The sequence below is a fragment of the Mycobacterium kyorinense genome, from assembly GCF_001672775.1.
Taxonomy (GTDB): domain Bacteria; phylum Actinomycetota; class Actinomycetes; order Mycobacteriales; family Mycobacteriaceae; genus Mycobacterium; species Mycobacterium kyorinense_A.
The window spans coordinates 25585-48242 of record NZ_LZKJ01000036.1; the positions used below are offsets into that span (position 1 = coordinate 25585).

General features: G+C 63.5%; 19 protein-coding genes. 9 read left to right on the top strand and 10 right to left on the bottom strand.

What is annotated here, in order from left to right; translation table 11 throughout:
* Positions 1 to 38: 38 nt before the first annotated feature.
* The 6 genes from A5707_RS02820 to A5707_RS02845 all read right to left on the bottom strand — a co-directional run bounded on the left by A5707_RS02820 (position 39) and on the right by A5707_RS02845 (position 8077).
* Positions 39 to 1595 carry a GMC family oxidoreductase gene (locus A5707_RS02820; RefSeq protein ID WP_065013009.1) on the bottom strand — a complete coding sequence of 519 codons (1557 nt, stop codon included), beginning with the start codon at positions 1593 to 1595 and terminating at the stop codon, positions 39 to 41.
* A 68-nt stretch (positions 1596 to 1663) separates the two neighbouring features.
* On the bottom strand, positions 1664 to 2806 hold the full coding sequence (locus A5707_RS02825) for an LLM class flavin-dependent oxidoreductase (protein WP_065013010.1): 1143 nt from the start codon (positions 2804 to 2806) through the stop codon (positions 1664 to 1666).
* 126 nt (positions 2807 to 2932) lie between these two features.
* Positions 2933 to 4381 (bottom strand): FAD-dependent oxidoreductase, encoded by a 1449-nt coding sequence (locus A5707_RS02830; protein ID WP_156657502.1) that lies wholly within the window; start codon positions 4379 to 4381, stop codon positions 2933 to 2935.
* Positions 4382 to 4692: 311 nt separating this feature from the next.
* A complete protein-coding gene (locus tag A5707_RS02835; RefSeq protein ID WP_232000604.1) occupies positions 4693 to 5694 on the bottom strand; it encodes an AraC family transcriptional regulator in 1002 nt (333 codons plus the stop codon).
* 114 nt (positions 5695 to 5808) lie between these two features.
* Positions 5809 to 6807: a GlxA family transcriptional regulator gene (locus tag A5707_RS02840; protein ID WP_232000608.1), complete on the bottom strand. Its 999-nt coding sequence runs from the start codon at positions 6805 to 6807 to the stop codon at positions 5809 to 5811.
* Positions 6808 to 7426: 619 nt separating this feature from the next.
* Positions 7427 to 8077, bottom strand: coding sequence for an HD domain-containing protein (locus A5707_RS02845; protein ID WP_065013012.1), 651 nt, complete (start codon positions 8075 to 8077; stop codon positions 7427 to 7429).
* 351 nt (positions 8078 to 8428) lie between these two features.
* Here A5707_RS02845 and A5707_RS02850 point away from each other — a divergent pair, with 351 nt between their 5' ends.
* Both A5707_RS02850 and A5707_RS02855 read left to right on the top strand, forming a co-directional pair.
* Complete coding sequence (locus A5707_RS02850; RefSeq protein ID WP_065013013.1) at positions 8429 to 9205, top strand: hypothetical protein; 777 nt, start codon at positions 8429 to 8431, stop codon at positions 9203 to 9205.
* Positions 9206 to 9385: 180 nt separating this feature from the next.
* Positions 9386 to 10255 (top strand): TIGR03620 family F420-dependent LLM class oxidoreductase, encoded by an 870-nt coding sequence (locus A5707_RS02855; RefSeq protein WP_065013031.1) that lies wholly within the window; start codon positions 9386 to 9388, stop codon positions 10253 to 10255.
* 104 nt (positions 10256 to 10359) lie between these two features.
* On the opposite strand, the gene A5707_RS02860 is transcribed toward A5707_RS02855, so the two are convergent.
* Both A5707_RS02860 and A5707_RS02865 read right to left on the bottom strand, forming a co-directional pair.
* A complete protein-coding gene (locus A5707_RS02860) occupies positions 10360 to 11262 on the bottom strand; it encodes an SDR family oxidoreductase (protein ID WP_065013014.1) in 903 nt (300 codons plus the stop codon).
* 75 nt (positions 11263 to 11337) lie between these two features.
* Positions 11338 to 14079, bottom strand: coding sequence for a helix-turn-helix transcriptional regulator (locus tag A5707_RS02865; RefSeq protein ID WP_232000605.1), 2742 nt, complete (start codon positions 14077 to 14079; stop codon positions 11338 to 11340).
* Between the two features lie 110 nt (positions 14080 to 14189).
* Here A5707_RS02865 and A5707_RS02870 point away from each other — a divergent pair, with 110 nt between their 5' ends.
* Entirely contained in the window at positions 14190 to 15182 is a 993-nt protein-coding gene (locus A5707_RS02870; RefSeq protein WP_065013015.1) for a GlxA family transcriptional regulator, read from the top strand.
* 7 nt (positions 15183 to 15189) lie between these two features.
* Here A5707_RS02870 and A5707_RS02875 read toward each other — a convergent pair whose 3' ends face one another.
* Positions 15190 to 15879 carry an Rv0518 family GDSL lipase gene (locus tag A5707_RS02875; RefSeq protein ID WP_065013033.1) on the bottom strand — a complete coding sequence of 230 codons (690 nt, stop codon included), beginning with the start codon at positions 15877 to 15879 and terminating at the stop codon, positions 15190 to 15192.
* 110 nt (positions 15880 to 15989) lie between these two features.
* Positions 15990 to 17231, bottom strand: coding sequence for an acyltransferase family protein (locus A5707_RS02880; RefSeq protein WP_082969213.1), 1242 nt, complete (start codon positions 17229 to 17231; stop codon positions 15990 to 15992).
* Positions 17232 to 17440: 209 nt separating this feature from the next.
* Between A5707_RS02880 and A5707_RS02885 the strand changes: the two genes are divergently transcribed.
* From A5707_RS02885 to A5707_RS02910, 6 genes are all read left to right on the top strand, one after another.
* A complete protein-coding gene (locus A5707_RS02885) occupies positions 17441 to 17866 on the top strand; it encodes a Fur family transcriptional regulator (RefSeq protein WP_065013017.1) in 426 nt (141 codons plus the stop codon).
* Positions 17867 to 17918: 52 nt separating this feature from the next.
* Positions 17919 to 20159, top strand: a complete 2241-nt coding sequence (gene katG / locus A5707_RS02890; protein WP_065013018.1) for a catalase/peroxidase HPI — start codon at positions 17919 to 17921, stop codon at positions 20157 to 20159.
* 99 nt (positions 20160 to 20258) lie between these two features.
* Positions 20259 to 20678: a nitroreductase family deazaflavin-dependent oxidoreductase gene (locus tag A5707_RS02895; protein ID WP_065013019.1), complete on the top strand. Its 420-nt coding sequence runs from the start codon at positions 20259 to 20261 to the stop codon at positions 20676 to 20678.
* Positions 20679 to 20928: 250 nt separating this feature from the next.
* Positions 20929 to 21387, top strand: coding sequence for an STAS domain-containing protein (locus tag A5707_RS02900; RefSeq protein ID WP_065013020.1), 459 nt, complete (start codon positions 20929 to 20931; stop codon positions 21385 to 21387).
* Between the two features lie 36 nt (positions 21388 to 21423).
* Positions 21424 to 21948 (top strand): hypothetical protein, encoded by a 525-nt coding sequence (locus A5707_RS02905; RefSeq protein ID WP_065013034.1) that lies wholly within the window; start codon positions 21424 to 21426, stop codon positions 21946 to 21948.
* 29 nt (positions 21949 to 21977) lie between these two features.
* Positions 21978 to 22658 carry an alpha/beta hydrolase gene (locus A5707_RS02910; protein ID WP_065013021.1) on the top strand — a complete coding sequence of 227 codons (681 nt, stop codon included), beginning with the start codon at positions 21978 to 21980 and terminating at the stop codon, positions 22656 to 22658.

Here is a 22658-nt window from a genome sequence, read left to right on the forward strand (position 1 = left end):
TCGTTGATTCGTGGAAGTCGAACCGCCTATCGAGGCGGTCAGAACCCATGCTCCGACTTGAGGATGGCACCGGCGCGCTCGCCGATGACTACGCAGGGAGCCATCGTGTTGCCGCTGGTGATACGGGGCATTATCGATGCATCTGCGATTCGAAGTCCGTCTACCCCATAAACTCTGAGACTTCCATCAACGACCGACATCGCGTCTCGCCCCATCTTCGCCGTGCAGCATGGGTGAAAGTAGCTTTCCGCGCCGTTGCGCACGAAGCGGATGAGCTCCTCGCGTGCGAGATCACCCGGCATCACTTCCCGCTTGGTGAAGCGCCGCAACGTTTTGGAATTACCGATTCCGCGGCATAAGTCAACGCATGCAAGTGCAACCTCGACGTCGTCGGAGTCCGCCAGCATGTTTCCCTCGACCGCCACCGGGTCGCCCGGATTGGGGCCGGTTAGACGAACCCGACCACGGCTCTTGGGCCGTAGGACACCCGCACACATCGTCCATCCGTGCTCAGGTACCCCGTAAGACTCGGCATTCTCCTTGCTACACAGGAGGAATTCCCCTGCGCAAATTTGTAGATCAGGCGCTTCGAGGCTTGGGTCGCTCTTCCAGAACACCGTGGCCTCTGCCCCGTTGTTGCGCGGCTCGAGCGGCTCTCGCCACTCCCAAACACAGTCGATCCGCGGATGATTCTGATAGTTCCGTCCGACACCGGGCAGATCGGCAACGACGGGAATCCCGAAGCGTTGTAGTTCGTCAGCGTCACCGATGCCCGACTGCATGAGTAGCTTCGGCGTGTTCACTGCGCCCAGCGAAACGACAACCTCACACGCCGCGGCAACGCTGTGGGGCCTTCCATCGTACGAAAACTCCACCGCGGCGATCCGATTCTTCTCGAACGCTAGCCGCGTCACCGTTGCGCCGGTAAGAACAGTCACGTTGGACCGGTGCAGGTGCTGGTGGACATAGGAACGAAACACCGACTGTCGCAACCCATCGCGCAATGTCAGGTCGACGATCGATGCCCCGCCATCCCCATCCATCATCGTCCCGTTATTACTGTTGTAGCTGGGGATCCCCAGTGTGCGCGCCGCCTCAACGATGGCTGGGGCCAGCGGATTGGGATCCGGTGCGGGAGCGACGGAAATCGGGCCGCCGACGCCGCGGTACTTTGGGTCGCACGGCCCATGCCAGTCTTCGATCCGGCGATAAATGTCGAGCACCGAGTGGTAGCCCCAGGACTGGTCACCCGCCTCTGCGGCAAAATGATCCCAGTCGCTCTGGTGTCCCCGCGCCCATACCATCACATTGATGCTGGATCCCCCACCGAGAACCTTGCCCATAGAAAGCAACATCGATCTGCCATTGACATGAGCGGACGGTCGAGAGACGAACCCCCAGTCACGCTCGCTGCCCAAGTTCAGCGGCCATTGGGCGGGATCCTGGACGGCAGGCACATCGTCAGTGCCACCCGCCTCCAGCAGGAGAACACTGACATCGGGGTTTTCTGCTATCCGGCCCGCGACGACCGATCCCGATGAGCCGGAGCCGCAAACTACAAAATCGTAGCGTGGGGCAAACCCGAAGGTCGCCATGTATGTTCTCCTGCTCTGTCTAATGTAAACTTCTGTACGGCCAGCGGCAGACCGCCTTCCGGTCTGGCTCATAGATTGCGTAGTCCGCCAAGGATTCTGATGAGCGGAAGGCTTGCGGCCAAACCATGGCGCAGGTTGGGTTGCACGGGGCTGACGTTGAATATCACCGCATATTGCACACCGTGGTCACGCCATTCGGCGACCTGCTCAATGACGTCACCGGATGTGCCCGTGAGGAGACTCTCTTTGAGTAGTGACGGCGGCACGTCAGCGGTCAACGACAGGACGGTGTGTTCGTCGAGTGTCTGCGGGATGATGTCTTGTGCACCAGTGAAGTCATCACCGAGTGGATGGCGCGCCCCGTGGCGGGCCCATAACTCGGCGGATATGTCGAGCGCGAACGCTTTCATGGCGTGCGAACCAAGCGCCTCGTCGACCTGGCCGCGGCTGCGTCCGGTCATGACGAAGAACAAACCCGCTCCGGTGATGGACATGGGGTCGCGTCCAGCATCTGAAGCTGCGGCCCGAACCTTTTCCAGGCCGGCGGTGTAGTCCTTGGGTCGCATCGCCATGGCTGCGGGAAACCACCCGTCGCCATAGCGCCCAGTGGCCCGCAGCATGCGCGGTCCGTGGGAGGCGATCCAAATGTCCGGCCACTTGCCGCGGTAGGGCGGTAGGTCGAACACGGCATCGCGCAACGGGAAGAACGGCGACTCACGGGTGACGAGTTGGCCGCCGGAATTCCAGAGCGCGCGAATGGTGGCTAGAGCTTCTTCGAAGCGCGCCACCGGCTTCGACCACTCCACGCCGTAGGGTTCGTTGCTTGTGCGCGCGCCTGTTCCGATTCCGAGGATGGCTCGTCCGCGGGTGAGAAGATGCAGTGTGGCGGCCGCCTGTGCGGTAACCGCCGGATTGCGGCGGCTTGCATCGGTGACACCAATCCCAAGTCTTCGCCGCCCCAGCCGGTTTCGGGTGGCCAGATGCCCCAGTAACGTCCATGGTTCCAGACGTGCGTCGATTTTGGGGGCCAGTCGTGCAGCCCCGACATACTGTGGCGTCATCACCGATCGCGGAAACAGTGAGCTGAGATGGTCAGGCAGCCAAAACGAGTCCACCCGGCTGCCCACCGCAGTGAGATAGCTTGCGCTCACCAATGCGGTCGGTGAGTACCGGGTGTGTAATAGATGTTCTGACAGCCCGACCTTGAACACGGCTAATCGCTTTCATTTTGGGTGCGGATTTTGGCCACGGCGAGGATCATGTACGGGAACGTGATGCGGAATCTCTGGCGATCGAGGTTTTCGCTGTTACGGACGAGGGTTGGCCAATGCAAGGCTTCAGGCATCACTTGCCCGGTAACCCGCTATGGCGCCCCCTTGCCCAGGATTGCCGGACGCGGTGGTATCTCGGGCCGCCATGGGTGACATCACCCTCTGGGTTACTCCTCGCTTTCGTGACGTCTTGACTACCCGCAGCATTGTCGACGGGCGCAACAAGTGAGAGGGAGGATCAACGAGGTTCATCGCCCGCAGGAATTGCTGGACCACTGCCGGATCTGTTTCGGCGGCGGCCAGCACCCGGTCCAGATACGCGTTGATGATCCGGATAGATAGTGGACGCTTCCCCGCTATTTGTGGCAAAGCCAGGTCTGATCCGACCGCCGCCTGCCAGGCCACCCGGATCTCTTTGGCAGACGCGCGGAAAAACCGCCGCGGTAGGTTACCGTCACCTTGCTGCAGGCACTGGCGGAGGATGAGCGCTTCGATAGCGGCCACCGACATGCCCTGTCCGTAGAGTGGATTGAAGTTACAGAACGCATCGCCCACCACGATCAGGCCGTCGGGTGTTCGCGCCAACTGGTCGTAGCGGCGCCACCGGTTTGATGGAAATCGATAGTGGGTCATGTCTGCGAGTGGCTCGGCACGGCGCGCGGCGTCCAGCACGTGCCGGGGCGCCATGTCGGCCAGGCAGTCCAGCAGCCCGATGCGGTCGGCGGGCGGCTTTTGTCCCGCTACCGTTTGGACCGCGAGCCTGTAGGTGTCGTTCTCGCCGGCAAACATCGCGAAGCACACAGGACGGCTGGGCTCAGGGCCGCTGAAGGCGAGGAACTCGCGCAATGTGTCCGGCGGTAGATGGACCGGCAGACCGGCGTAGCTGACGTGCACCGTGAGTTGGTCTTCGCGCGGACGAGGATAGCCCAGGTCGTCGAGAAACACAGGTGCCCGCGAGCCACGCCCAGATGCGTCTACGACAAGGTCGGCCGCCAGGGCGGTTTCGACGCCAGAGTCGCGGCGTGCCACCACAACACCGGTCACGCGGTCGCGTTTCTGGGCCGACGTCAATCGCACCGCATCGTGACCCTGCACGAGCTCCACGTTGGAAATGGCATTCACCCGGCGACGCAGGCTCCACTCGATAAACGGCCGGCTGACGTAGTAGCTGACTATCGAATCGGGGTCGGGAATCGTGCCAGATCGCAAGAACCGGTGGCCGCCGAACGATACCCAAAACCGTGACAGGTCACCGTCGTTCCACACCCGTGCGCCACCGGCGACCAATTCGTCGACGAAACCGGGAAACAGCTCCCCCATGATCTGCATCCCGCGGGCTGCCGGAAGGTGGGGCAGGCCGCCTTGTGCCACGCCGCGCCGGTTTACCGGTCCGTCCGGGAGAATATCCCGCTCGACCACCGTCACCGTGCCGTAGAAGTCTGCAAGCACCCGGGCGACCAATAGCCCACTAATACTTGCCCCGAGAACTACTGCGGCATCACGAAGTTCAGGCACCATCATCTCCTCGCGAAGGCGAGCCGGTGTCCCTGAGCGGGGCAATCGACATCCACTACCTTCCTCGACATTCGGTCATGGGCTTCTGCGGCGCTGCAGACGATGGCCGCGTTAGGCCTTCGTGTACGCAACCTTCAATCAGTCTGCGGGGATCAACGGTTATCCGCCTAGAGCCATTTGAGTCGCTTTTCCCACAACATCCGACGCGACGGGACTCATTGCCGTGGTTATTGCCGTGGTTCGGTATCCACGACCCGCATGCCGTGACGGCATGGCGCGGCCACTGCTCGCCTAGCGCAGGATTGCACCAATCAATGGTGGTCGAGTAGCTGTTGACGATAGGCCGTCGGCGTAGTGGCGAGCTGTCGGCGGGTGACGGTGGCCAGGTGTTGAGAACTTGCGAAGCCACATTGATGCGCGATTTCGGTAATGCTCAGAGACGGGTTCCTCAACAGTTCGAGCGCGCGTGCCAAGCGGCGGTTCATCAGCCAGCGATGCGGCGGCTCGCCCGTGCCTTCGCGAAAAAGAACTGTGAGCCGAGCTGTCGATAAACCCACTACCTGGGCCAGCTCGGTCAAGCCGACGTCGCCCGATAGGTGTGCCTCGAGGTACTCGATCGCGCGCCGCAGGCGCCAATCGCGATAGCCTGGGCCGGATTTCTCAGCGAAAGCTGTGGAGCCCGACAAGGATGAATGCCGCCGTATTAGGCGAACAGCAAGTTGCTGGCAGAGTGATTCGAACATCATGGTAGAACACCCGTCGCGTTGTGTCATCTCGCGAAGGATCTGCCGGCAGGTGGCCTCGACGAACGGATCCCGCGAACACATCGGATCAACCAGAGCGACCGTGCAACCTTTCTCGGCCGCACCGCTCTCCACGGCGAGTCGCTCAATCATGGTGTGCGGCAAGTACATGTGCAAGTACGTGAAGGGCTGCTCTGAGGTGAATACCCCTCGCGGCTGCTCCCCGGCGACCACGATGTTCATGTGAAACGCCGGATGTCGCCCGCTCCACTTCCGCCGTCCGTTGGCGAAGTAGGTGTGATGGTGATGCCCGCTGACCGGCATCGAGATCACGTTAGTGCTCTCGTTCATGCAGCCAGACAATTCGTACGAGGACTTGTGTTGAAAACGCCAAATGGCCGCCGACATAGCTTTGTCAGGAGACGTGATCCGCTGTTGTGGCGCGAAACCCAGGCGGCGCTCGATGTTATCGGGTGTGAGGATAGCGCCCGCGTTCATCAACATCCTATCCGCCTGGCCGATGACGAAGTTGTATTGGCCCGGCACTGAATGAGCGCGGCTGTGCCGCATGATCCGTCGTCGCGTCGCGAAGTCACGGAACCAGTGTCCGCGCCCCCGCGGAATGGGACCACTGATGTAGGGACGTTTTTCCCACAATTAGCGACATCGGGAGCGCAACCAATATCAGTTCTGCCCGTCGTGATCGGCGGTCGTGCCGGCGCAACGCGCGGGTAAAGTGTCTTCTCCATTGCGGGCAGTAGTGCGGAATCTGCCTTGATAGGCCTTGGGAGAGACGCCGAGGCGGTTGACAAAGACTCGCCTGAGCGTTTCGGCACTGCCGAAGCCGGCCAACTGCGCCGTGCGAGCCACTGTACATCCCGACTCGAGTTGGGCTCTTGCGATATCGATACGGACCATCTCAACATATCGGGCCGGGGTTGTGGCAAGTTCAGATTGAAACAGCCGGGCCAGTTGCCGCGTACTCAAGGACGCCTTTGCCGCAAGGCTTTTCACGCTGTGGTCGGCGTTTGGGTTCGCCGCGATCGCCGCCGTAACCGAACGCAGCACCGATTGGGCCGGCGGATCAGCCTCCACCAAGACAGAAAACTGGGACTGTCCCCCCGCGCGTTTGAGATAGACAACCAACGACCGTGCCACCTCGCGAACCAACTCCGCGCCATGATCCATTTCCACCAAGGCCAACGCTAGGTCAATGCCGGCCGAGACCCCGGCCGAGGTGAAGATCTCGCCATCACGAACAAAGATCGCATCCGGTTCGACGCATGTATCCGGGAATTCCCGAGCAAGTAGCCGTGTATATCGCCAGTGCGTGGTAGCGCGCCGACCGCTCAACAAGCCGGCCTGTGCCAAGGCGAACGAACCTGTGCAGACGGAAGCCAAACGCCGCGACCGCGCCGACAACGATCCAAGCGCCTCCACAAGCGTCGCATCGAGTTGCCGTCCGACCAGTTTGTCGCCGCCGGCGACAATAATGGTGTCGGCTGATTCAATGGCTGAAATATCGTCGGTGACACCCAACTTGGTTCCGATTGAGGTTGTGACATCTCGCCCGCCCACAGCTGCGACCTTGAGTCGATAATCCGCGCCGAACCGGTTCGCCGCGGCGAAGACCTCGGCCGGGCCGGCGGCATCCAGAAGCGTCACCCCCTCGAAGACGACCATCACCACCACCCGCGGTCTCGCAACGATGTCATTCACACCAGCATTGTGTCTCTCGCGAGGGGCATGGTTCGCCAGTCTTGTTTTCATTTCGCTTGTCGGCCATAAAGGCCGGGTGCGTGCGAAAGGCGTCGTCAACATCTGATGCAACCCTCGTGCACGAAATTTGGGCCAGAGACACGTCTTTGCCCACTTGGTCACGATAGACACGGTTGAGGGCCACTCTGTGCCACAAGACGCAGGCACAAACGTCCTGTGGTACTAGCCCAATGCCTCACTAGCAAGATGACGACAGGTAAGGATCGTGAATCACCTAACACCTACACGTTGCGACATCGCAAGGTCCTGTACCGGCACGATCCCTGTACCGGCCCCCGAGAAGTCATGTGCGGCACCCCGCTACGTCACCGGTGATCGCGCGCAGGTGGACGAAATTCAAGCTCTAAGGGAAGCTTCGCCGCTACGGCTGTTGCTCATTCACGCCGTAATCACAACACTGCTGGCTGTGACCGCTGTTGAAATCGGCTTGCTCCGGTAGCCGAAATGTTCTGCGACAACAGCACTGAGGACTCTGAATCGTATATCCGCGTCATCCGACCAGTGAGTAAGTTGACGCTGCACGTTATTCGGGCCAGCTGCTGTTGAGGACGGCTTGTACGAGGTCGTCGCGGACAAATGTGGGATCGTAGTGTTGGAGTACGTCAGCGTTCATGGTGCCGAAAGTGGTGCGCGGGCGGTGCTTCATCCCGTCGGCGAAGGCCGCCAGGATACGGTGCTTGAAATCCGGACGTGGATGAGCAGCTGTGACGGCTGCGAGAGCTTCTGAGGAGAGATCGTCGCGGCCGATGCCGACCACGTCGGTCTCGACGCCGGCATGGACCAAAGCGATTTCGGGTTCTAAGAATTGCGGCACTCCTGGGGTGGTATGCAAGGCGATGCTCAGCCATACCTTGCGAGCGTCTGCGTCATCGACGCCGTGGCGGAGCAGAAAGTCTCGTGCCGCATTGGCACCATCAACCTCGAAGCGCAGGTTGGAGGCGTGGTAGCGCTGGGTGAGGCCCAGGTCGTGGAACATCGCTGCGACATAGAGCAACTCCAGGTCCGGTTGCAGTCCGCGGCGGCTGCCCTGTAGTGCGCCGAACAGAAATACCCGCCGGGAATGGTCGAATAGCAAGTCGTCTTCGGCATCACGAATGAAGTCGGTGGCCTCGCGTACCAGCAGGCTGTCGGGTATGGCGATGCCGGCAATAGTTTCGATCGACTGAGTAGCCATAATCTCATCTCCTCGGTGGGCTGCCTTTAGCCAGTGTGCGGAGCGGAGAGCTATTGGTCCCGGTGAATTGAGCCGGCTTTCCCACAAATTGCGCCACGGGCGGCCTTGGCCTGACACGGGTTGCCGTTGCCGCAGCAATCGGTGCGCCCGGGGTGTACGCCACACCTGTCACAGACACGTGCGTGCCGCCACATCGCGGTACACGTCGACCGGTGCCATTTTGGCTCCTTGCGGACGCCATCAGGCCCCATCGATAAACGAGGAGGTGCTGTGCAGTTAGCCCATGGTTCTAGAACCGTCGGTATTCCGGAATGCGGTGGACTGAGAATCGCTACCCGCCTACGCGGATGCATGACTTCTGGCATCGCGTTGCTCGTCGTAGCCGCCGTCGTCGCCATGCCGGTAGCGTCTGACGTGTCGAAGTTCCAGGGGCGCGCAGCGCACCTGGGTGCTGCATCCGACACCGTGATCGACACATCCGCCGGACTCGAAAACGAGGTGGGCGAGGGCAGCGGCGACCTCGTGTCGGGCACTGGCTCACGCGGCGTCGATGGGCGAGATAATTCACTGGTCGGAAGTCTGGTTGGCCTCGGTGACCGGTTCGTTTACCCGGCCTCAGCTACCAACACATTCGGCAATCGGAAGAACCGTGGTCAAGGTGTGCTACCTGACCCTCTGCCTATCGATGCACAGATCATCGCTAACCCTCTCGGTTATGTGCTCGTGATCAGCATGACGTTCCGAAGCTCCGTTTCTAGCCGCGCTGCTGGCTTGGCGAACGTTCGTTTGGCCCTTCAACCGGCGTTCGGAGATCTCTCCTCGGGCGGCACTGCAGGTGCCTTTCGCGAGGTGCAGGCCGCACTGCTGCACCAGCTGGTGAAGCTGGCTGTGAACGTGGTTCTGCTGCAGTCGGTGCTGCAGGATGTGCTGGTCACCCTCAACCGGAATGTGGGTCTTGATTCACTGCAGACCGCGCAGCCGGGCTGCAAATCCAGCGTCATGGATTCCAGCACGCCGCTGGCATATGTCGGTACGACTTCGTCGGATGCAACTGCAGATCTTCCGCCGGGACTCAGCTCTGACCTGCTGGCAGAGCTTGCCTGGCCGGTGCCTACTGGTTTGGTTTAGTCCCTGCTGTTTTGCCTCTCCCACGTTTGCCTGTTGCCGATCGTGTCCGCACCAAACAGGTTGTGGTCTTGGCAAAAAGCGGGCAGTCAAACATGATTCAGCGTGCCAGAGGCAGGAACTGCAGCTAGTACGTCTGCGACAGCATCGATCATCATGCACAGCAAGAAAGGAATACTTCAGTTGGAACTTGCCGGTATCGGAGTATCGAGTGCGCAGCTGCGCTACGGCGACCCGGCGGAAGCCGCCGAGGCGGCAGCGGAATTGGAGGAGCTTGGATTTGCGGCGCTGTGGATCCCCGACGCCGGCGGACCGGTGTTTGATGCGGCGCACGGCCTGCTTGGCGCAACCAGGCGGACGGTGATCGCGGCGGGCATCCGGATCCTCTGGATGCACTCACCGAGCGAGGTCGCTGCGTCCTACGCCGAGCTCACCGCCGCCCATGGCGACCGCTTCCTGCTCGGTATCGGCGGCGGCCACGCCCGGCTAATCGACGCCAACCGGCCGGGCCTATACGGCAAGCCACTGCCAGCGACCGTGGCGTTCCTAGATAGTTTGGATGCGGCCGACAAGCCGGTGCCCGCCGACCGGCGGCTGCTGGCCGCGCAGAGCCCGAAAATGCTGGCGCTGGCCGCGAACCGCGCCCGCGGTGCGCAGCCCTACCTGGTGACACCGGATCACACCGCCATTGCCCGCGCTGCATTAGGTGAGGCTCCGTTGTTGTTACCGGTGCAGACCGTGATCCTGTGTGACGACGCCGACGAGGCTCGTGCCATTGGAACACATTGGCTACGGGCGTATTTGGCGGCGTTGCCAACTTACGCTAATAATCTGCTGCGCCGCAGTGGGTTCTCGGTGGATGACTTGGTTCGGGTGAGCGATCGGCTTTTTGACGGCATCATTGTGTGGGGAGACGAGGAGGCCGTTATGCGCAGGGTCGCCGAACATCAGTCGGCGGGCGCCGATCACGTCAGCGTTCAGGTGCTTACGGCCGACCCATTGGCCTTCCCTCGTGAACAGTGGCGTCGGATCGCAGCGGCCTGCAACGGCTGACCGGTCCGCAGTTCCTGCCGATGTCCTTTTGCCTGGCACATAGTTGTGCGCATAGCCGACGGCACCCATCGGTGAAGTTCTTGATCGAAGGGTCACCGGGCCGGTTAGACAAACCGCGACGGTTTCAACAGGTCGTGCAAGCCGACCCGATACAGCATCTCAGCCTTCAGTCGATCGAGCACTGCAAAGCCGACGTCAGCGCCATCGCCGCTTGGGTCCACGTGAACCCGTAGAGGGCGGCAGCCGAACGCGGCGTCGACGACGGTGACGACAGCGTCGGCAACCGTGGAAGCGTCAGCATCCGGTGGCACGATGGCGTTGTAGGCCTCCCGGACCTGCGAACCCAGCCCGGCATACGGCCCTTCCTCGTATTGGTCGGCCACCGCTTGGTCGGCCGGCGTGCCGGCATGCGCAAAGTGGTTTGTACCGGCGGTGAAGGCGCCCGGAACGACGATAGAGGTCTCGATGCCCCAGCGGACTAGTTCCCACGCGTATGTGACTGCCAGCGCATCCATCGCCGCCTTGGATGCAAAGTACGGTGCGAGATACGGCGGCGTACCGCCGCCGCAGCTACTACTCGAGATCCACACCATCAGCCCTTGTTTCTGAAGTCGCATGTGGGGAAGCACCGCACGGTTGACCCGCTGCGTGCCCACCACATTCACGTCGTAGAGTTCGGCCAGTTGCTCGGGCAGAAAGGCTTCAGCCGGCCCGAAAACCATGCGCCCAGCATTGTGCACCACGACGTCGATACGGCCGTTGGCATCGAAGACCTTCCCGACTGCCGCGTCCACTGAAGACTGTGACTGTACGTCCATTTCCACGACTCGTAGGTCGACGCCGTTGTCCATGGCGAAGTAGCTCACCGCCTCGACGTGAGATGCATTGCGCCCAGTGGTATCCCGCATCGATGCGTAGACGGTGTGGCCGGCGATAGCGAGCGCTTCGGCGCTGAGTCGACCGAACCCGGTCGATGCTCCGGTGACCAGGACGACCTTGGCGCGCACGAATGGATCTCCCTGTCTCGTTGCCCTTCATCACAAGCTTGCCGCGATGTGATCCGTGGTCGCATCCGCCAGTGGCTAGTCAGGCTGTGGGGAGCGGTCTGTTGGAAGGGCTCGATCAAGCTGGCTGCGGGAGCTGATGTCGAGCTTCACGAACACCTTTCGAAGGTGGTACTGGACCGTTCGTGGGCTGATGAAAAGCCGCGCACCGATCTCCGGGTTCGAAAGCCCGTCGCGAGCCAACCGCGCCACCTGGCTTTCCTGCGCGGTCAGTTGTTCGCTAATCATGTCGGCGGCGCGTTTGCGGGCGGTCTCCCCGGTTGCCTGAAGCTCGCGCCTGGCCCGTTCGGCGAAGGCCTCCATCCCCATAGCGGCCAGCATTTCGTGGGCGATGCGCAGCTGTGCCCGCGCGTCGGTACGACGGCGCTCCCGACGCAGCCATTCGCCGTAAAGCAGATGGGCACGGGCGAGTTCGGCGCGCATCCGGGTGCGCCCGAGCCGCTCAATTGCCTTGCGGTACAGGTGCTCGGCGTTTCGGCCGTCGCTGAGCAATGCGTGTGAACGCGCTTCGACGCCAAGCGCCCAGTCTGTGCCGCTGGCACTAGTCATCTCAGTGAGCCAGCGAAAGGCGTCGACCGCAGTGTCCGTCATGTCGCTGCGCACGGCGGCTTCAATGAGTTCAACGGCCGCCCATGCCGATACCCCGATATCCGCCGGATGCGCGGCGGCGTTCTTGGCCGCGGCCATGGCGGCCGCGTAGTTGCCAATGCCGTTGTTGAGCACTGCGGTCGCCCACTCACCAATAGTCAGCCCAACGCCTTCACCACGGCGCATGACGTCTCTGGTGGTGGCTTCGATCAAGGCCGACGCCTCAGCGGGTCGGCCACGAAATGCCGCGAGACCCAGTGCGCCATGGGGCGCCACGCTGTCGCCGGTCGCCTCTGTCACCGTCTCGGCCTCCTGAATCAGCGATTCGGCGGCACTCAGTTTCCCGGCACATAGCAGCATGACTGCTCGAGAACCAAGAGCAAGCGGCAGCTCGGTTAGCGCACCAGTAGCGCGGGCACCCTCGACATGACTTGCCGAGAGCGCATCCCAGCTTTCGTCATTCCATATGTGCAAGGCGGCGATTCCGGCCAACCACAAACAGCGCAGGTCGTGACCCGTAGCCGTTCCGCTCTCTGCGATGCTGACAGCACGGCGCAGAATCGCCAGACCCGCCGCGTATCCGTCGGTGAAGTGCGCCGCAAGGCCATCAAGGAGTAGGTCGGGCAGGCGCGGGTCAGCAGACCGTGGCGAATCCCCTGCGCGGCGTGCTATTTCGTGGACTCCGCCAGCGACGGCCAACCGGGCGGCGAACATCGCCGCCGAGAGCGCCTCTAGGTAGGTTGCCCGCGACAGCGCGGTATCGACTGGTTCGAGCCGTTGGGCCGCCTTCAGCAGCAGCGGTGGAGCATCACTGCCGCGGTTGGTCACGAAGGCCAGATGCGCGCGCACCAAATCGACGCGAGCATGCTGAAAATCAGTTAACGGTCCAGCTTCGGCTATGGCGATGAGATCTAGCGCCGCGTCGAACACGCCGGCTTGTGCCTTGGCCGCCGCAGCGTCGAGGGCGCGTTGGGCTCGTCGCACGGGATCGACCGTTAATGCGGTGGCGCGCTCGAGAAAAGCCGCTGCGGCAGCAATTCCGCCGCGCGCTTGCGCTCGACCGGCGGAGTGCACAAGCTCGGCGGCGACGTCCTCGTCGGGCCCGGCGGCGGCATGGGCCCGATGCCAGGCGCGCCGGTCGGGATCCGACAGCGGATCTAGGACTTCCGCGATGGCTCGGTGGGTCTGTTGGCGTTGCTCTAGTGACGCTGAATGGTAGGCGGCCGAGCGTGCGAGGGGATGGCGGAACCGTACTCGGGAGCCGAATTCCGCCAGGCCCGCGTCAATCGCGGGCGCCGCGGCGTCTGCACCGATCCCAAGCCGAGTCGCTGCCGACCAAATCACCACTGCATCACCGGTCGGCTGGGATGCTGCCAGCAGCAGGAGAATGCGCGTCTGGTCGGGCATGGCGCTGATGCGCTGTCGGAAACTTTCTTCGATGCTGCTGGACAGCCGTACCGCGCTGGGCAGCCCGAAGCCGCCAGCTAGCTGTTGCGTAGTGAGTCCTCGCGGAAGCTCAACCAATGCCAATGGATTGCCGCGTGTCTCTGCGACGATCTGATCCCGCACCCGCGCGTCCAGTGGTCCGGTGAGCACTGTGTCCAGCAGCGCGCACGCCTCGGCGTCAGGCAGGCCCTGGATCGCCAGCTGCGGCAAATTGGCGAGATCGCGGCCGGGCATGCGCGCCGCGAAAACCACTCCGACGGACTCCGCTAACAGGCGCCGCGCGACGAAGGTAAGCACCTGCGCCGAGGCGTGATCGAGCCATTGCTCATCATCGATCACGCAGACCAGCGGCTGCTGGTCTGCGACCTCAGATAACAGACTCAAAACGGCCAACCCGATCAGGAAAGCATCCGGCGGGGGCCCTGCGGTCATGCCGAAGGCGGTCCGCAGCGCCTCGCGTTGTGGCGGAGGAAGTTGCTCCGAGTGTTCCAGCAGCGGCGCGCACAACTGGTGCAGTGCAGCGAAGGGCAGTTCCATCTCGGACTGCGCGCCGGCCGCGCGCATCACGCGGCATTTCGATGCGTGATTTGCCACGTACTCCAGCAGTGCGGATTTTCCGATTCCCGGTTCACCGCAAATGACCAGGGTCCGGCTTTCGCCCGCACAAACTGCCTCGATGAGCTCGTCGAGAACCGCACACTCGGCCCGTCGGCCGATTAGCTCCACCGTGCCGCCTGCTTCGCAACGTCTGTCGGTATCCGTACAGCCTGACGCTATACCAGAGCAACTGTCGGCAAAGGGGTCAAGAAGACCACGCGAGCCATCTTTCACTCAAAATGCGACAGAATCGCTTTGTGAGCGACACCGCTACCAGACAACGACTTGTGGTGATCGTCGTTTTCGACGAGGTGACGTTGTTGGATGTCGCGGGAGCGGCTGAGGTCTTTGCCGAAGCCAACCGGTTCGGCGGTAACTACCGCCTCAAGATCGCGTCGGTGGATGGGCGCGACGTGACGACCTCAATCGGGACCCGGTTGGGGGTCACGGACAGCGTGTTGTCGATCGATTCCGCTGACACCGTCATGGTCGCTGGCAGTGACGACTTGCCCAGGCGGGCCGTCGATCCCGCGCTCGTCGACGCCGTCAGAGCAATGTCGAGCCGGACCCGGCGACTGGCGTCCATCTGCACCGGGTCTTTCATCTTGGCCCAGGCCGGCCTGCTCAGTGGGCGGCGCGCCACCACGCACTGGCGAGACACCCGGTTGCTGGCCCGGGCCTTTCCTGATGTCACCGTTGAGCCAGACGCGATTTTCGTCCGCGACGGTGACGTCTTCACCTCGGCCGGCATCTCCTCGGGTATCGACCTTGCGCTGGCCTTAGTCGAATTGGATTACGGCACCGAGCTGGTCCGTGACGTGGCGCGGTGGTTGGTCGTCTACCTCAAACGTGCGGGCGGCCAATCGCAATTCTCGGTGTTGGTCGAAGCAGACCCACCGCCGCAGTCGGCGTTGCGGCCCGTCACCGATGCGATCGCAGCCAACCCGGCCGCCGACCACAGCATGAAAGCCCTTGCAGCGCGGGCATCCTTGAGCACTAGGCAATTGACCAGACTGTTTCAGGCCGAACTGGGCACGACGCCGGCCCGCTACGTCGAAATGGTTCGCATCGATGCCGCCCGCGGCGCACTCGACGCCGGCCGCAGCATCACCGACGCCGCGCACCTGGCGGGCTTTGGCAGCACTGAAACGCTGCGGCGAGCTTTCGTTACCCACCTCGGCGTGTCACCGAAGGCCTACCGAGACAGATTTCGCACCGCATCCCGCGGGTGACCGCAGATCAATTCCGCTTGGGCAACTGGGCGCGGATCAACGGCGCAATCTTCTCCGCCATGTAGGCGTGCCCGGCGTCGGTGGGGTGTACGCCGTCGGCGCCGATCAGATCGGGTCGGTCGACGAACCAACGGTCGTTGATCGGGTCCACGAACGTCGCCCCGACGGCTCGCGCCTGGCCGGCCACCACATCGCGCACTTCCAGAACCCCGTCGGGCGGGTCCGTCGTCGGCCACGGCGGCCCGATCACCAGAAGTTTCGCCGCCGGTGCGATATGGCGGGCCATATCGAAAGCGTCGCGGGTCAATTGGGCCAACAACTCGGAGTTGACCCCCTGGTCATTGCGGGAACCGAAGAACACCACCAGCACATCGTTGGGGTGGACGGCCCGGGCAGTGAGATCCCGAAAAAGGCTGCCATGGTCGCCCGGCACGCCGTAGCCGGCCCGGCCTTCGGATGCCACGTCGGGAGCCACCTGCAGACCCTGGCGGCCGAGCGTCAGCCAGGTGCGAGCCGTCCACGCCTTGGAGCCGAGGCCGCCCTCGTCGGTTCCGTTGGTGTAGGAGTCGCCGATCACCGCAACGTGATTCACCGGCGAACCGATGCTGCTTGTCTGGTAGCGCGGCGGCGCGCCCTGTGCACTGAGAATGCCGAACGCGAATGCGAGTGCGACGACCATCGAGGTCAGACGACCCACTGCCACCTCCACTGTTCACAAATGCCGTCTAAGCGGCATCGTACGAGCAAACGCAAAGAATTGCGGCCCGGGTGGCCGCGCAACCGTTGGGGATCCAGCAGCAATGACTCCTAGCCCGCGCGTACCGAAAGCGGGGCGTTGTGCTCTTCCACCGGGCCGCCGACCGGTTGGAGTCGCGCCTTCGCCGGGTCGGCCCGTAGGTCGACTCGCGTTCCGGCGCTGGGCTCCCCCACGTCGATCATTCGGCGCATCCACTGCCGGGCCGGCTCCTCCACGAAGTGGAACAGCACCACGGCGATGCCGGTGGCCAGCACGAGCAGACCGATCACGGTCAGTTTTCCGCCAAAGCCGTAGAGGGTGAGCTCAAACTGCTGGGTGGCCCATATCCAGGCCGTGTGCACCAGTTCGTGCACCATGTACAGGCAAAACGAGATTTGGCCGCCGTAGACCATCGCCCGGACGGACAGCAGCCGCGGCAGGCTGCCGGCGCCCATCGCCAGCGTCATCACCAGCGGCACGAACAGAATGTCGACCAGCCCGCCGCTGTCGATGACCCCGGGCACCGGATGGGCGTCGAGCAGGTACAACAGGCCGACGATGGCTGCGATCAGCAATCCGGAAACGTAGCCGGCTCCGCGTCGCGCACGATCGGTCGGACGCAACCTGATCACCGCGGCGGCAACCAGCGCGCCCGCCGTGAATTGCATGACGATCCGGGGCAGCCAGCTCCACGGCGTATAGAACTGGCCGCTGGCCAACAACAGCAGCACCGGCGGCAGCGACGCGCCGAACGCCAACCAGATCAGGTTCCGCGCTCTGGTCGCATGCGCCATCCGGAAGATCACCAGTATCAACGCGCCGAACATTAGATAGGCCAGCCACTCAGCGCTGATCGACCATGCCGGGCCGTCCCAGCTCGAGCCGTCGAAGAACGGCTGGAACCACAGCTGCACCAGCAGGACTTGACGCACATAGCTGACCGCGGTGAGTTGGCTCACTGCCTCCGACGGCACATGGCCGACGTGCAGCGTGAAGATCAGCCACGCCGCGGCCAGATGCAAGGTGACCAGGTAGACCGGCCACACCCGGGCCAGTCGCAGCCACAGGAAGTTGAGGGTGGCGCGGGTGGACCACGACCAGCCCATCCGGTCGAGATAGTTCCAGGTCAACACGAAGCCGCTCAGGATGAAGAACAGGTCGACGCCCTGAGCGCCGCAGTTCAGGACCGGCGCCATGGCATCGCTGAAGCCAGGTGCCGCATCGCGCAACAGCGGCCGGAAATGGAACAGCACTACCCAGACGGCGGCGATGATGCGAAGACCGGTGAGGGCCTTGATGTCTCCGCTGCGCACAACACTCTTTCCGGGAAGCCTCTGCTGTTTCGTTCGCGCCACTGCGTCGATTGGCCGTGCGGGCCGCCTTCACGCGGCAGCGTTCGGAGGGTACCAGTGCAAGCACCCCATTGGCCTGTCGGCAAGGCCGTGTGGCCGCGGAAAACTGCCGCGCGACACAGCCAACCAAACTATTGACTCATTCCAGAAAAAGGGGTCATAGTGCTTGCGTGTCCTCGACGGCCGAGTTCGCGGAGCAACTGCGGAACGCCGATCTGCGCGTGACACGTCCTCGCGTCGCGGTGCTGGAGGCGGTGCACGCACACCCGCACGCCGACACCGACACAATTTTCTCGGCCGTGCGCTCCGGGCTGCCCACCGTTTCCCGGCAAGCCGTCTACGACGTGTTGCACGCGCTGACCACTGTCGGTCTGGTGCGGCGCATCCAGCCGTCGGGTTTCGTCGCCCGCTACGAGTCTCGGGTCGCTGACAACCACCACCACGTGGTCTGCCGGTCATGTGGGGCCATCGCCGACGTCGACTGCGCAGTCGGCGAGGCACCCTGTTTGGCCCCGTCCGACGACAACGGATTCGTGCTCGACGAGGCCGAAGTCATCTATTGGGGTCAATGCCCGAACTGCTCGACTGCAGATTGAAGGATCACAGCCGTGATCGCAGCCCGATTCACCACCACCTGGAAGGAAAATTGTGTCATCCGATACATCTGAAAGCCGCCCGCCGCACGCCGACACCAAGACGGCCAGCACCAGCGAGAGCGAAAACCCGGCAATTCCTTCGCCCAAACCGAAGGCGCATGCCCCACTGACGAACCGGGACTGGTGGCCCGACCAGGTCGACGTCTCGCGGCTGCATCCGCACTCACCCCAGGCCAACCCGCTCGGCGAGGACTTCAACTACGCCGAGGAGTTCGCCAAGCTCGACGTCGAGGCGCTCAAAGCCGACATGATCTCGATGATGACCACGTCGCAGGACTGGTGGCCGGCTGACTACGGCCACTACGGCGGACTGTTCATCCGGATGAGCTGGCACTCCGCGGGCACCTACCGCATTCACGACGGCCGCGGCGGCGGCGGCCAGGGTATGCAGCGCTTCGCCCCGCTCAACAGCTGGCCGGACAACGCGAGCCTGGACAAGGCCCGCCGGTTGCTGTGGCCGATCAAGAAGAAGTACGGCAACAAGATCTCCTGGGCGGACCTGATCGTCTTCGCCGGAAACGTGGCCATGGAATCGATGGGGTTCAAGACCTTCGGCTTCGGTTTCGGCCGCGAGGACGTCTGGGAGCCCGAGGAAATGCTCTGGGGCGAAGAAGACGAGTGGATGGGCACCGACAAGCGCTACTCCGGTAAGCGCGATCTCGCCGAGCCTTACGGCGCGACGACCATGGGTCTCATCTACGTCAACCCCGAAGGCCCGGAGGGCAAGCCGGATCCGGTTGCCGCGGCGATCGACATCCGCGAGACGTTCGGCCGGATGGCGATGAACGACGAGGAAACCGCCGCGCTGATCGTCGGCGGCCATACCTTCGGTAAGACCCACGGCGCCGGCGACGCCGATCTGGTCGGTCCCGAACCGGAAGGCGCCCCGATCGAACAACAGGGATTGGGGTGGAAGAGCTCGTATGCCAGCGGGTCGGGCAAGGACGCCATCACCAGCGGCCTCGAGGTCGTCTGGACGCCGACCCCGACCAAGTGGGACAACAGTTATCTGGAGACCTTGTACGGCTACGAGTGGGAGCTGACCAAGAGCCCCGCCGGCGCGTGGCAGTTCACGGCCAAGGACGGCGCCGGTGCGGGCACGATCCCCGATCCGTTCGGCGGTAAGGGACGCGCCCCGACGATGCTGGTCACCGACCTCTCGATGCGGGAGTCGCCGATCTACGCCGACATCACCCGACGCTGGCTCGACCACCCCGAGGAGTTGGCCGAGGCATTCGCCAAAGCGTGGTATAAGCTGCTGCACCGCGACATGGGTCCGATCACGCGTTACCTCGGGCCCTGGATTGCCGAGCCGCAGCTGTGGCAGGACCCGGTTCCGGAGGTGGACCACAAGCTGGTCGATGACAAGGACGTCGCCGCGCTGAAGAGCAAGGTGCTGGAGTCCGGGCTGTCCGTTCCCCAGCTGGTCAAGACGGCCTGGTCTGCGGCGAGCAGTTTCCGCAGAACCGACAAGCGGGGTGGCGCCAACGGAGCCCGGCTGCGCCTGGAACCGCAGAAGAACTGGGAGGTCAACGAACCCTCGGAGTTGGAGAAGGTGCTGCCGGCTCTCGAGCAGATCCAGCAGGACTTCAACGCCTCGGCGTCGGGCGGCAAGAAAATCTCGCTTGCCGACCTGATCGTGTTGGCCGGTTCTGCGGCAGTGGAGAAGGCCGCCAAGGACGCCGGCTATGAGATCTCGGTGCATTTCGCGCCGGGGCGAACCGACGCGTCGCAGGAGAGCACCGACGTGGAATCCTTCGCGGTGCTCGAACCGCGCGCCGACGGGTTCCGCAACTACGTCCGTCCCGGCGAGAAGGCACCGTTGGAGCAGTTGCTGGTCGAGCGGGCCTACCTGCTGGGCGTGACCGCTCCGGAGATGACGGTGCTCGTCGGTGGGCTACGTGCGCTGGGTGCCAACCATGGCGGCAGCAAGCACGGCGTGTTCACCGATCGACCCGGCACGTTGACCAACGACTTCTTCGTCAACTTGGTCGACATGGGTAACCAGTGGAAGGCCTCGGAATCGGCGGAAAACGTCTACGAGGTCGTCGACCGGTCGACGGGGCAGCTCAAGTGGACGGCTACCGCCAACGACTTGGTGTTCGGCTCCAATTCGGTGCTGCGCGGGCTGGCCGAGGTTTATGCCCAGGACGACAACCAAGGCAAGTTCGTGGAGGACTTCGTCGCGGCGTGGGTCAAGGTGATGAACCAGGATCGGTTCGACCTCGTTTGATCAACATCCACAACGGCGCATCGACACCCCGCGGCCCAACAGGGTCGCGGGGTGTCGTGCGTTGCTTTACCCGAAAGCGACTGGAGGAGAGCGGCATTCATGGCTGACCGTCCTGATGTTTCGATGAACCCGGCGATCATCGACGAATTTCGCGCCAACGACGGCAAGGTCGGTGGACCGTTCGAGGGTGCGACGCTGCTCCTGCTGCACACGACGGGCGCAAAGTCGGGCAAGACCCGGATCAATCCGGTGATGTACTTCCGCATCGACGGCAAGCTCAGCGTTGTCGGTTCCTATGCCGGAGCCGACGTCGACCCCGCGTGGGTGCACAACCTGCGCGCTCACCCGCGGGCGCATATCGAGATCGGCACCGAGTCCTATGACGTCGAGGCCCGCGAGATGCCCCGCGACGAACGCGAAGCCGCGTTTCGGCATGTGGTGACGACCGCACCAGGCTTCGGCGGCTACCAATCCAAGACCGAGCGCGTCATCCCCATTTTCGAATTGCGGAAGGTGTAACGCTCAGCTCGCCGGCGACGGCTGGCCGGCGGGTGCATTGACGAACCAGACATCGTCCTCGCGAAGGCTGCGGCTGCGCCAGCTGTCTTCGGTCGTCGCTGATGCGCTGGATATCCGCCCCAAAGTTGTTTCTTAGCAAAGTATTAAACGCCGCTCCCGGTGACCTTAGAGTAGCGAATTAGCGTCGTGAGCAGGTTGAGGTAAATCCCGACCCGCAATGTCAGCAACGTGATCGAGAAATGAGGCCGACGTGACCGAATCGATCGACACCACAGCGTCGTATTCCACTGCGCGACCCACCACCCCCACCTTCGACTGCGACGGTGCCCACATCAGGGCACAGTGGCGCCACCTGGCGACCGTGGTCACGATCAGCGGGGCAATCGATGCGCTGAACATCGACCGGGTCAGCGAGTACAGCAGGCACTTCGTCCTGCCTGACCAGCCCATCGTGTTGGACATGAGTGGCGTCGACTGCCTGGCCGCGCAGGGTATTCGCCTCCTGTACCGCATCGACGACGACTGCCGCGCCGCGGGAGTGGAGTGGGCGCTGGTCGCCAGCCCCGCAGTCAGCCGACTGCTGGCGGTCACCGGCGACGAGGACATGTTCCCCATCGTCGGTTCGGTGCCTGAGGCGCTGCACTACTTCGCCGACGCGATCTCGGCGCGCCGCCGGATGCTGATGCCGCTATTGACTAAGTCGGCCTAACTACCCGGTACGCGGGTTACCCGTATGCTGCTTCTCATGAGGTCGAAGCCACTCGCAATCGCAGCGGCGACGCTGCTTCTTGCCGGCTTGGGCGTTTCCTCCGGAGTTGCCAGCGCCGATCCCCCGGCCCCGCACACGCCAGGGCCGGCGCCGGGTCCCGGGCAGACCGCGCCCGGTCCGAAGCAGACCGCACCTGCACCGCAAGCGTCTGGACAGCCCAAGACGATCATCGACCGCGACGGCACTTATGCGGTCGGAACCGACATCGTGCCGGGCATTTATACGTCGGCCGGCCCGACCGAAAAGACCACCTGCTACTGGAAGCGGGTCGGCGGCGTCGAGGGCAAAGAAATCCTCGACAACGCGATGACCAAGAAACCGCAGGTCGTGGAGATTCAGCCGACCGACAAATCCTTCAAGACCGACGGCTGTCAGCCGTGGCAGAAGAACGACTCGGCAACGGTGGATCCGGGCAAGTCGCCGGTGGAAGCCAAGTTGCAGTTGGGCATCCTCAACGGGATCGTCGAGCAGCATCGAAACGAGCAGTCGCCCACGCCCTGATCACCGGGCCACGCGGGCACACTTGCGGTATGCAAACCGTCGAATACGCCCCCGGTCGGCTGGTTGACCTTGTCGGCGCGCCGTCATCCCGAACCGTGCTGCTGTGGCACGGTCAGCAGAGCGACGCCCGCACCGCCGTGCGGCCGCTCGCAGAACTGGTGGCCGGCCACGGCATGGCGGTGGTCGCGCCCGACTGGAATTCCCACGCTGACGACGGCGGCCGCGCCGATCTGCTGCGGTCGGTGGATTTCGCGCGTGAGCACGCCGAGAACCCCGACGAGCTGGTGCTTGTGGGCTGGTCGTTGGGCGGCGCGGCAGCGGCGGGGCTGACGACGCAGGCACGCCGGTACGGTTTTGGCTTCGCTCACACCGTGTGCCTGGCCGGAGCGTTCCTGGCCCCGGATCCGATATCGGGGAAGCTCCCGACCGCCGGGCTGCACGATGCCGAACATCGCACGCCGTTCACGCTGCTCCACGGCGTAGCCGACGATGCCGTTCCGGTCGATTGGAGCCGGGATTTCGCCTCGGCGCTCGAACAGAACGGGTGGCCGGTGGAGTTGGTTGAGCTCCGCGCCGATCACGGCTCGATCGCCGGCGCAACGTACGACCCGGTCGCCGACCGCTACTCGGCAGCCGACGACCGCGCCACCTTGGACATCGCAGCTGACGTCGCAGCCCGCATCGCGGCCGGCGGCCACCTGCGGATTTGA

Excerpts from the sequence above, each read along its gene's own strand:
- A5707_RS02820 (WP_065013009.1), bottom strand. The coding sequence starts at position 1,595 with ATGGCGACCTTCGGGTTTGCCCCACGCTACGATTTTGTAGTTTGCGGC.
- A5707_RS02835 (WP_232000604.1), bottom strand. The coding sequence starts at position 5,694 with ATGCGGCACAGCCGCGCTCATTCAGTGCCGGGCCAATACAACTTCGTC.
- A5707_RS02840 (WP_232000608.1), bottom strand. The coding sequence starts at position 6,807 with ATGGTCGTCTTCGAGGGGGTGACGCTTCTGGATGCCGCCGGCCCGGCC.
- A5707_RS02845 (WP_065013012.1), bottom strand. The coding sequence starts at position 8,077 with ATGGCTACTCAGTCGATCGAAACTATTGCCGGCATCGCCATACCCGAC.
- A5707_RS02850 (WP_065013013.1), top strand. The coding sequence starts at position 8,429 with ATGACTTCTGGCATCGCGTTGCTCGTCGTAGCCGCCGTCGTCGCCATG.
- A5707_RS02870 (WP_065013015.1), top strand. The coding sequence starts at position 14,190 with ATGCGACAGAATCGCTTTGTGAGCGACACCGCTACCAGACAACGACTT.
- A5707_RS02895 (WP_065013019.1), top strand. The coding sequence starts at position 20,259 with ATGGCTGACCGTCCTGATGTTTCGATGAACCCGGCGATCATCGACGAA.
- A5707_RS02905 (WP_065013034.1), top strand. The coding sequence starts at position 21,424 with ATGAGGTCGAAGCCACTCGCAATCGCAGCGGCGACGCTGCTTCTTGCC.
- A5707_RS02910 (WP_065013021.1), top strand. The coding sequence starts at position 21,978 with ATGCAAACCGTCGAATACGCCCCCGGTCGGCTGGTTGACCTTGTCGGC.